Annotated in this window: 10 protein-coding genes and 1 tRNA gene; 5 read left to right on the top strand and 6 right to left on the bottom strand. The window is 68.7% G+C overall.

The window, feature by feature from the left end; genetic code table 11:
* Positions 1-392 (bottom strand): octanoyltransferase (locus M0R80_21040; GenBank protein ID MCK9462120.1); only part of this gene is annotated, 392 nt, incomplete at its 3' end.
* Entirely contained in the window at positions 389-1,264 is an 876-nt protein-coding gene (gene lipA / locus M0R80_21035; protein ID MCK9462119.1) for a lipoyl synthase, read from the bottom strand. The genes M0R80_21040 and lipA, both read right to left, overlap by 4 nt.
* A gap of 119 nt (positions 1,265-1,383) precedes the next feature.
* On the opposite strand from lipA, the gene M0R80_21030 reads away from it, so the two are divergent.
* From M0R80_21030 to M0R80_21010, 5 genes are all read left to right on the top strand, one after another.
* A complete protein-coding gene (locus M0R80_21030; protein ID MCK9462118.1) occupies positions 1,384-3,570 on the top strand; it encodes a hypothetical protein in 2,187 nt (728 codons plus the stop codon).
* A gap of 132 nt (positions 3,571-3,702) precedes the next feature.
* Complete coding sequence (locus tag M0R80_21025) at positions 3,703-4,266, top strand: ORF6N domain-containing protein (protein MCK9462117.1); 564 nt, start codon at positions 3,703-3,705, stop codon at positions 4,264-4,266.
* Between the two features lie 161 nt (positions 4,267-4,427).
* Positions 4,428-5,099 (top strand): formylglycine-generating enzyme family protein, encoded by a 672-nt coding sequence (locus tag M0R80_21020; protein MCK9462116.1) that lies wholly within the window; start codon positions 4,428-4,430, stop codon positions 5,097-5,099.
* A 179-nt stretch (positions 5,100-5,278) separates the two neighbouring features.
* The gene (locus M0R80_21015) at positions 5,279-6,409 is read left to right on the top strand and encodes a hypothetical protein (GenBank protein ID MCK9462115.1); all 1,131 of its coding nucleotides are present in this window, start codon (positions 5,279-5,281) and stop codon (positions 6,407-6,409) included.
* Positions 6,406-7,338 (top strand): LD-carboxypeptidase, encoded by a 933-nt coding sequence (locus M0R80_21010; GenBank protein ID MCK9462114.1) that lies wholly within the window; start codon positions 6,406-6,408, stop codon positions 7,336-7,338. Before M0R80_21015 ends, M0R80_21010 begins: the two co-directional genes overlap by 4 nt.
* Here the strand turns inward: M0R80_21010 and M0R80_21005 are convergent.
* The 4 genes from M0R80_21005 to M0R80_20990 form a co-directional block, all read right to left on the bottom strand.
* The gene (locus tag M0R80_21005; GenBank protein ID MCK9462113.1) at positions 7,294-7,812 is read right to left on the bottom strand and encodes a hypothetical protein; all 519 of its coding nucleotides are present in this window, start codon (positions 7,810-7,812) and stop codon (positions 7,294-7,296) included. The genes M0R80_21010 and M0R80_21005 overlap by 45 nt on opposite strands.
* A complete protein-coding gene (locus tag M0R80_21000) occupies positions 7,809-9,086 on the bottom strand; it encodes an ATP-binding protein (protein MCK9462112.1) in 1,278 nt (425 codons plus the stop codon). Before M0R80_21000 ends, M0R80_21005 begins: the two co-directional genes overlap by 4 nt.
* Before the next feature lie 31 nt (positions 9,087-9,117).
* Positions 9,118-9,726 (bottom strand): response regulator, encoded by a 609-nt coding sequence (locus M0R80_20995; GenBank protein ID MCK9462111.1) that lies wholly within the window; start codon positions 9,724-9,726, stop codon positions 9,118-9,120.
* Positions 9,727-9,781: 55 nt separating this feature from the next.
* Positions 9,782-9,855, bottom strand: a tRNA-Pro gene (locus tag M0R80_20990).
* Between the last annotated feature and the right edge of the window lie 55 nt (positions 9,856-9,910).

Raw genomic sequence — 9,910 nt, 5'->3', positions numbered from 1 at the left:
CGCCGGCCGGCCTCGACGCCGAAGGCGCTCGCCGCGCGGATCATCACCTCCTCGAGGCCATGGACGTACTGCGCGACGCCGAGTCGCAGCGCGTGCAGATCGACGATCGGGTAGCCGACGGTCTGGCCGGGTCCGTGGTAGGTGGCCTGGCCGCCGCGCTCCGTGCGCTTGAGCTCGATCCCGGCGCGCTCGAGCTCTTCCGCGGTCGCGACGACGCCCGCCTCGCTCGCGTTGCGCCCGAGCGTGACGACCGGTGCGTGCTCGAGGAGGAAGAGGGTGTCCGGCGCGCCGCCCTCCCGGCGTGCCGCCACGGCCTCGACCTGCAGCGCAAGGCCCGCCTCGTACGGCACGGGGCCGTCGACGATCCGCACGAGGATCTCGCGCTTCGTCATGCGGTGGCTTTCCGGCCGCGGACGAACGCCTCGGCCGCGCGGTACGACGTGCGCACGAGCGGCGCCGAGGCGACGAAGTCGAAGCCGAGCCGCTCGCCGAGCTCCTTCAGTGCCTCGAACCGCGCGGGCGCGACGTACTCGACGACCTCGGCGTGCCGCGGCGAGGGCCGCAGGTACTGACCGAGCGCCAGGATCCCGACGCCGGCCGAGCGCAGCGCGCGCATGGTGTCTTCGAGCTCGTCCCCGGTCTCGCCGAGGCCGAGCAGGATCGACGACTTCGTGACGAGCCTAGGATCCCGCGCCTTGGCCGCCTCGAGCGTCGCGAGCGAGCGACGGAAGTCGAAGCGGCCGTGCCGCAGCGCGGGCTGGAGCCGCTCGACGACCTCGACGTTGTGGGCGAAAACGTCCGGCCCGGCGTCGACGACCGCCTCGAGCGGCGCGCCGAGGTAGTCCGGAGCGAGCAGCTCCACGAGCGGCGGCTTCTCGAGCGCGCGCAGGGCGCGCACCGTCGCGGCGAAGTGCGACGCGCCGCCGTCGTCGAGATCGTCGCGCGTCACCGAGGTGACGACCGCGTAGTCGAGCCCCATCTCGGCGGCGGCCTCGGCGACGCGCCGCGGCTCCTCCGGGTCAAGCTGCCGCCCCGTCGCGCCGCGGGAGATCGCGCAGAAGGCGCAGCCGCGCGTGCACGTGTCGCCGAGGATCAGGAACGTCGCCGTGCCCGCGTTCCAGCACTCGCCCACGTTCGGGCAGCGCGCCTCCTCGCAGACGGTGTGGAGGCGGCCGGACGAGACCGCGCCCCGCACGCGGAGGTACCCCGGTCCGCCGGGCAGCGGCGCCTTGAGCCAGGGCGGTTTTCGCTCGATCTTCGGCACGTCTGCTCCTCGCGCAGCAAGGTAAGACCCGGGCCACGCGGCCGTCAAGCGCCGCACATCCCGCTTTCCGGAAGGAACGGTTCGCGGTTATCCTCGGCGCCAACCGAGGAGGTGGGGTCATGTCGCGTTGCACGAGGATCGGGTCGTCGTTCGCCGTGCTCGCCCTAGCGGCGGGTTGCGGCGCGCCGACGAACGGAGTCGCGGTGGTCGACTGCGCCGGGACGGCGCCCGCGCAGAAGGAGGAGGTCGCGATGTCGGTGGAGACCAAGCGGGAGGCCGAGGTCGCAAAGCCCGGCTTCGATGCCGCGCAGGTGGCGAAGGTCACGGCCGCACTCGAGGCGAAGTTCGGACGAACGCAGGCCGGGCGGTTCCGCGTCGGCGTCGCGCAGGCCGCGGCGCTGTGGCTGCCCGAGGACGGGGACATCGAGGCGTTCGAGGCGTTCTGCCTCGAGAACTTCGTGGCCGACGACGCGGCGCGCACGGCGATCTTCGCGCGCTTCGAGGACGCCATGGAGCAGGTGCTCGGCCATCTCCACGAGGTCCGGCGGTTCCTCCGGGAGCCCATCGACCTCGATCGCGGGGCGATCCGGCCGCTCGACCGCCTGTTCGCGGAGTACGACCTCGGCGATCATTGCGTCGAGGACCTGTTCCGGACCAAGGTGGCGTTCGCCGTGCTGCTGAACTTCCGCAGGTACACGCTCGCCGAAAAGCTCGAGCTCGGCCCGTCGTGGAGCCGCGACGACTGGGCGCGCGCCGCGGCGGCGGACGTCTTCACCTCGCGCGTGCCGGCCGAGGTCGAGCAGCGGATCACGGCGGCGTACCTCGCGTCGGATTCGTACATCAACGATTACGATGTCTACATGCACAACCTCCTCCTGCCCGACGGAACGCGCCCGTTCCCGAAGGGGCTCAAGCTGATCAGCCACTGGGGGCTGCGCGACGAGCTCAAGGCGCAGTACGCGGTCGCTGACGGCCTGCCGAAGCAGCGGCTGATCCGCGCGGTGATGGAGAGGATCGTCGCCCAGGAGATCCCGGCGGCCGTGGTCAACGACCCGCGCGTCGATTGGGACGTGCAGGGCGGCAAGCTCGCGCCGACGCCCGCCGCCGAGATCGACGAGGGTGCGGTCCCCCTCGCCGCGGGCGCCGCGATCGACCCCGCGCGCGAGCCGGACACGCGGTACGCGCGGCTGCTCGACGTGTTCCGCGCCGAGAGGGGAGCGGATCCGTTCACGCCGTCGACGCCTTCGCACGTCGCCCGCAAGTTCGAGCTCGAGCGCCAGATCCCGAAGGCGGAGGTCGAGAAGCTGCTCGCCGACGTGCTGCGCTCGCCCGCCGTCAAGGAGGTCGCCGCGCTCGTCGCGAAGCGCCTCGGCCGCCCGCTCGAGCCGTTCGACGTCTGGTACGACGGCTTCACGCCGCGCGGCGGGCGCTCGGAGGCGGAGCTCGACGCCGCGGTGAAGAGGGCGTACCCGGACATCGGCGCGTTCCAGAAGAAGCTGCCGAAGATCCTCGGGCGGCTCGGGTTCGACAAGGCGACCGCGGCGTTCCTCGCGGGCAAGATCGTCGTCGATCCCGCGCGCGGCGCGGGCCACGCGATGGGGGCGGAGCGGCGTGCGGACGGCGCGCACCTGCGCACCCGCGTGCCCGCCGGCGGCATGAACTACAAGGGGTACAACATCGCGATGCACGAGCTCGGCCACAACGTCGAGCAGGTCTTCTCGCTGAACCGCGTGGACCACTACCTCCTCTACGGGACGCCGAACACGGCGTTCACCGAGGGTTTCGCGTTCGCGTTCCAGGCCAAGGACGTCGAGAACCTCGGCCTCCAGAAGCCGAGCCCGCTCGACCGGTCGCTCCTCACGCTCGACGCGTTCTGGAGCACCTACGAGATCTCAGGCGTGGGCATGGTCGACATCCGGATCTGGGACTGGATGTACGCCCACCCCGAGGCGACTCCCGCCGAGCTGCGCGAGGCGATGATCGAGATCGCGAAGGGCGTGTGGAACGAGTTCTACGCCGACGTCTTCGGCGTGCGCGACGTCGCGCTGCTCGCGATCTACTCGCACATCATCGACGCCGGGCTCTACATCCCCGACTACCCGATGGGGTTCCTCATCCAGTTCCAGATGGAGCGGCACTTCGCCGAGAAGGGGCTCGCGGGCGAGATGGAGCGCATGTGCAAGCTCGGATCGATCACGCCGAACGCCTGGATGCAGGCCGCGGTCGGCGCGCCGATCTCCGCCCAGCCGCTGATCGACGCCGCGCGCAAGGCGGTCGCCGAAGTGTCCGCTGCGGGCGGGAAGTAGATAGGGGCTTCGGCCAAACCGCTTCCCCATCCCCCTCGAGAAAAGGCGTCGTGCGGATCCAAGGGGGCCGTTTCTGCTCTTTTTCGGAAACTTTTCCTGAAAGCGGCCGATACAGGTGCCGAGAGGTAGCCGATGAACGAGCAAGATCTCGCCGTAGTGGGTTGCATCGAGCAAGTCATCTTCATCCTGCGCGGCCAAAGGGTGATGCTCGACGCGGATCTGGCCACTCTCTACGGCGTCGAGACGAAGGAGCTGAACAGGGCGGTAAAGAGGAACGCTGTCCGGTTTCCGATAGATTTCATGTTCCAACTCACCGATGAGGAAGCAGAACGTTTGAGGTGCCAAATTGGCACCTCAAAACACGATGGATTCGTCGACTCCGAAAACCGATTCCCTCTGTTGAGTCGCCGCGGGGGACGCCGGTACTTGCCCTACGCCTTCACCGAGCAGGGTGTTGCGATGCTGTCGAGCGTGCTCAAGAGCGAACGTGCCGCGCTCGTGAACATCGAGATCATGCGGGCCTTCGTGAAGCTTCGGGAGATACTGCGAACCGATACAGGGCTGGCTCGGAAGCTCGAGGCGCTGGAGAGGCGGTACGACGCGCAGTTCCGAGTGGTGTTCGAGGCGATCCGCGGGCTGATGGAGCCGCCTGTCAAGCCGAAGCGGGGCATCGGTTTTCGCCGAGAGGAATCCTGATCTCGGCCGACGAGGAGAAATGGCGAAAATCGTCGAGCGTTTGAGGTGCCAAATTGGCACCTCAAAGGACGCGAACGGTCGATAGGCGCCGTCCACGCCGCCCACGTCCGGGCATGGTATGATCGGCACATTTGAGAGAGCCGCCCTCGAAAGGAGCCGACTTGCCGCACACCATCGCGCCGACGAGCCGTTATCGGTGCACGGTCATCGCGGCATGTGCGCTCGCCGCGACGCTCTCGTCCTGCAGCGACGACGGCGCGCCGATCGACGGCGGGCCGGACGCGTGTGTGGACGCAGGCTCCGACAGCGACACCGATGCCGACACTGACACTGACACAAACACAGACACGGACATTGACGGTGACGCAGGAACGCCGATGACACCCGCGGACTACGATGATCCCACGCCGCTATCTTGGGCTCTGCTTGACGGAGGAACGTTTCTGCAAGGCTCCGAAAGTTCGTTGTCCCCGGCTTCTTACTCGGAGACCCCCGCACACGACGTCACCGTGCCTGCATTCGAGATGATGATTACCGAGGTAACGACATCTCAGTATGCACAGTGCGTTCTCGCCGACGTCTGCACGGAGCCGTTCGTTGCGGTCGAAGGCGACAGCGTGCTTTCGAACTGCAACTGGCTGTGGTGGGGCCGGGACGACCACCCGGTGAACTGCGTCAACGTGTACGAAGCCGAGGTGTACTGCGCGTGGATCGACGCGCGCCTGCCATCGGAGTCGGAGTGGGAGTACGCAGCGCGCAGTCGCGGACAGAACAACGAGTACCCGTGGGGGGACGAAGAGCCGAGCTGTGATCCTACGAGGGGGAGGTTATAGCAACTCGGACATAGGGGTTCGTACGCGTACACGCGCGTACCGTCCTTCCTTCGGCCGCGGCGACTCCGGCGGTTTCCGCTGCGCGCGCGCGGCCTCGAAGTGAACCTCACGAATACCCTTCCCCCTCCCGCCGTCCATCGCTAGACTGTCTCCCTCAAGTACGGACTCAGGAGGATCGGATGCATTCGAAACGATTCGTTTGGTTCGTCGCGGCCGCGCTCGTCGTCGTCGCTCTCGGCTGCTCGAGCAAGAAGCCCGACGTCAAGGGCCAGGACAAGGGCAAGCCCGCGACCGCGGCGGCGGACGCCGGCGCCCCGGCCGAGGAGCCCGAGGTCCAGGAGGCCGAGGAGCAGGTCGCGAGCTGGCTCGGCAAGCAGGCGTCGGCCAAGGTCGCCGAGCTCACCGAGAAGCTCGCCTCCGAGCTCGGCTTCAAGATGGCCGCCGACCCGAAGGTGGCCGCAGAGCTCAAGAAGCTGATCGGCGCGATCCTGAAGGCCAAGCCGGTCAAGGAGCAGACTGACAAGATCGCGGAAAAGGCGACCTCCGGCTTCCTGAACAAGGTCAAGCTCGGGTTCAAGGCGCTCGCTGCGGGCGGGGTCGACGAATACAAGAAGAAGGTCAAGGAAGACACGACGCGCATCGCGACCGAGGTGATCGAAGATCACGCGAAGAACGTCGTGCTCAAGGATCCGCGGATGGCGCAGCTCATGAAGAAGTTCATGCCCATGCTCCAGCTCCAGGCGAAGATCGCGGCGATCCCGATGCAGGAGAACATGTCGCCCGAGGCCTCGCAGAAGCTGCTCGGGCTCGCGCTCAAGCTGTCGGTCGCGGGCAAGTCGAAGGAGACCGCCGGCAAGGTGGAGGCCTGGTCCACGAAGTGCGATCCGCACATGGTGGCGGCGCTCGAGAAGCTGTTCCAGAAGCTCGCGAAGCTCAAGTCGGTGGAGGCCGCGTTCCAGGGGATCGCGGTCGAGGTCGTCGGGCACGAGACGACGCAGCGCGAGTTCGCGGTCATGATGGCGAACATCATGAAGGACAAGGACGCGCACAAGGCGATGACCAAGGCGTACGAGAACGCCGCGTTCGACAACGGCGAAAAGGCGGTGCGCGGCAGCATCGGGAAGGTCGTCGTCCTGCCCGTCGTGGACACCGAGCTGTTCGCCGCCCTCGATCGCCTCGCCACGGCCGAGGGCGCCCCCGTCATCATCGAGAAGCACTTCAAGGTCATCGGCGAGGATCCGGAGATGGCGAAGCTCGTCGACGGGTTCATCATCGACCTCCTCAAAACCTGCGGCGATCCCGGAAAGTGAGCGGGCGTTTCCCGAGACCGGTCGGACCGGGCGCTCGGGTGCACGTCGTGGCCCCGGCGGGCCCGGTCGAGCGCCCCGGCCTCGACGCGGGGCTCGGGCTGCTCCGGGCGCGCGGCCTCGACGTCCGCGAGGGGGCGAGCCTCGGGGAGCGGCTCGGCTACATGGCCGGGCCGGACGACGCGCGGCGCGGCGATCTCCAGGCCGCGATCGACGATCCCGAGTCGCGCGCCATCTGGTTCGCGCGCGGCGGGTACGGGACCACGCGGATTCTCGACGGCTTGCGGCTCGACAGGTTCGCGCGGGATCCGATCTGGGTCGTCGGGTGCTCGGACGCGACGGCGCTGCTCGTCGAGCTGTGGACGCGGCACCGCGCTGTGTCGATCCACGGGCCGATGGTGGCGCGCCTCGCCGACACGGCCGCCGAGGACGTCGACGCGCTGTTCCCGCTGCTCGGGGGCGGCGCCCAGCCGCGCGTGACGGAGCTCGATCCGTTCGTCTCCGGGCGCGCGTGCGGGCCGCTCGTCGGCGGCAACCTCTTCGTGCTCGCCCACCTGCTCGGCACGTTGGATCCGCGCTTCGCCGCCGGCTCGATACTGCTCCTCGAGGACGTCGGGGAACGGCCGTACCGGCTCGACCGGTGCCTCACGCAGCTCGGGCGCGCAGGCTTGCTCGCGGGTGTCGCGGGCGTCGTGGTCGGCGAGCTCACGGCGTGCGATCCGGGACCGGACGGGGTGACGGCGATCGACGCGGTGCGCGCGTGCCTCGGATCGCTCGGCGTGCCGGTGGCGACGGGATATCCCGCGGCCCACGGCGCGCGGAACGCCCCGTTCCTGCACGGAGGCGACGTGGAGCTCGAGGTGGGGCCGGGCGGCGCGCGGCTGCGATCACTCGAGGACGGGCGCTCCGCTCTTCTCCGGCGCCCCGGCTGACGGCGCTCCCGCGGGCGGCGGGTTCAGCTTCTGGTACATGTTCTGGAGGGCCTTCGCCGGGTCGCCGGAGTTCGGCGGCGGCGGATCGCCCTTGCACACGATGCCGATCTCAGCGGTGGTCGGGCACGCGTCCGCCGGGAAGCCGGAGTCGACGCACGCCTTCTCCCTGGCGCGCTTCCTGACCTCCTCGCGCGGTTCGGTCGGCGTGCGGGCGTAGACGCGCTGGCAGCTCGCGTACCCCTTGGGGCCCATGATGCACGCGCGGCACCAGTCGAGCTTCTCCTTCTCCGCGCTGTCGATCTGGAGCGGGGTCATCTCGATCTTCTGCCCCTCGGCCAACCGCTTCGGTTCGGCCGCCGGAACGCAGTCGGGCTCCTTCTTCTCCGACGAGCACGCCGGGAGCGCGAGCGCCGCCGCGACGACGGCCGGTGTCGAGCGCCGCAGGATTCCCTTCCAATTCATCGATCTCGTCATTTCGCCGACCCCTCCGTCTCCGCGTTCCTTTGTCTCGAGCCTATCAACAACCGGACCACGGTTCCTCTTCCCACCTCGCTCGAGATCTCGAGCGAGCCGCCGTGATCCTCGGCGATGCGCCGAACCGTCGGCAGCCCGAGCCCGATCCCCGAGGGGCGCGTCGAGAAGAACGGCTCCATGACCTTCGCGAGCGCCTCGCGGGGAATGCCGCCGCCGTCGTCCTGGACCTCGAAGATCGCCGCGGTGCCGCGCGAGTCGCCGTTCCGGACGCGCAGGACGATCCGCCCGGAGCCCTCGATGGCGGCGATGGCGTTGTCCACGAGCCGCGCGAGCGCCCGTTGGACGAGCTCCGGATCGAGCGCCGCCACGGGATCGTCCGAGGCGGGATCGACCGTGATCTCGAGGCCGCCCGGCGTCTTGTCGTCGTCGAGCACGGCGCGGGCCACCTCGCGGACGATCTCGAGCGGCCGGCGCCTCTCGAACATGGGCTTCCGCGGGCGTGCGAAGTCGAGCAGCCCGCTGACTATCGTGTTCAGCCGGGTCGCCTCCTCCTCCGCGATGTTCAGGAGCGTCGCCGAGGTCTCGTTCGCCTGGCTGTGCTTGCGGATCTGGGAGATCGCGGAGAAGATCGTCGCCAGGGGGTTGCGGATCTCGTGGGCCATGGTCGCCGCGAGCTGCCCCATCGCGGCGAGCTTCTCCGCGCGGATCATCTCCTCCTGGGTGTCCATCAGCACGGCGTACGACTGCCGCATCTCCGAGAGGAGGCGAGAGTTCTCGACGGCGAGCGCGAACTGCCGGCAGGCGACGGTCATCAGCTTCATCGACAAGGGCGGGAACGGCTCGCCGGAGCGGATCGCGACGGCGACCCCGCGCAACCGGCCGTGCGCCCACAGCGGGACCAGCGCCAGCGGGTCGCGGATCTCCCCGAGCATGCCGGCGAGGGGCTCCGGCAGGCCGTCGCCGTTCGGGAAGGTCGCCGCCTCGGTGCCGAGCGACGCGATCGCGTTGATGGGCAGGGGCTTCGCGTGCGGCGGCAGATCGAGCTCGTGCCGCGCGATCGGCACGAGGTACCGGTCGTTCTCGTCCGCGAGCGCGATCAGGAGGCGGTCCGCTCCGGAAAGCGAGAGCAGCGGATCGATCGCGTCCTCGACGAGCGTTCGCGAGTCGAGCGACGTGCCCATGACGTTGGCGAAGCGACAGAGCTGATCGAGCGCGCGGCCGCGGGACCTCTCGTCCTCGGAATCCTCGATCGTCCCGCGCTTGCTTTCCCCCACGAGAGACCCCGGCGCGCCACCGCGAAGGCGGCTAGAAGTCGCCGAACAGGCGCGTGATGCGCGTGTCGAGCGCGATCGCGATCTTGTACAGCGACGAGATGGACGCCGAGCTCTCGGCGCGTTCGATCTGCGACAGGAGGGAGACCGACAGCGACGTCCTCCGCGCCATCTGCTTCAGCGTGAGGCCGCGCTCCTTGCGCAGGAGGCGGATCGTCGTGCCGATCACGCGGTGAAGCTCCTCCTCGGGGCTGCGCGCGAGGCCCTTGCGCTTCATCACGCGCTCGATCACCTCGCGGAACTCGTCCGGGTTGAAGGGCTTCTTGATGTAGTCGACCGCGTCGAGCTTCATCGAGGCGACCGCCGACTCGAGCGACGGGTAGCCGGTGAAGATGACCACGGCGATGTCCGAGTCCACCTTGCGGATCTGCTTGAGCAGCTCGATGCCGTCGAGCTTGGGCATCATGAGATCGAGCACGACGATGTGGTACCTGCCGGAGCGCACCTCGTCGACCGCGTCCTGGGGGGAGTTCAGCGTCTTGACGAGGAACCCGTCGCGGGCGAGGAAAGTCTCCATGTATTCGCAGATTTCTTTATCGTCGTCGACGATCAGAATCTCCACTTGAGCGGCTAACCTCGGCATGGCCAACTCCTTTGCCGGCATCGGCATCGAGGGCATTTCCGACGAGACGGGCTAGTCGGGGCGAGAGGATTTGAACCTCCGACTTCTTGGTCCCGAACCAAGCGCGCTACCAGGCTGCGCTACACCCCGAACGAGGCGGCACCACCGCTCTCATCCGGTGCAATTACATCACTGTTGAAAGACG

It is taken from the genome of Pseudomonadota bacterium (genome assembly GCA_023229365.1).
Classification (GTDB): Bacteria; Myxococcota_A; Polyangia; order JAAYKL01; family JAAYKL01; genus JALNZK01.
The sequence above is the reverse complement of the archived record's forward strand: the minus strand, read 5'-3'. Positions and strand labels throughout refer to the sequence as shown.

Coding starts and splice junctions, on each gene's coding strand:
- M0R80_21030 (MCK9462118.1), top strand. CDS start 1,384: ATGTCGCGTTGCACGAGGATCGGGTCGTCGTTCGCCGTGCTCGCCCTA.
- M0R80_21025 (MCK9462117.1), top strand. CDS start 3,703: ATGAACGAGCAAGATCTCGCCGTAGTGGGTTGCATCGAGCAAGTCATC.
- M0R80_21015 (MCK9462115.1), top strand. CDS start 5,279: ATGCATTCGAAACGATTCGTTTGGTTCGTCGCGGCCGCGCTCGTCGTC.
- M0R80_21005 (MCK9462113.1), bottom strand. CDS start 7,812: ATGACGAGATCGATGAATTGGAAGGGAATCCTGCGGCGCTCGACACCG.
- M0R80_20995 (MCK9462111.1), bottom strand. CDS start 9,726: ATGCCGAGGTTAGCCGCTCAAGTGGAGATTCTGATCGTCGACGACGAT.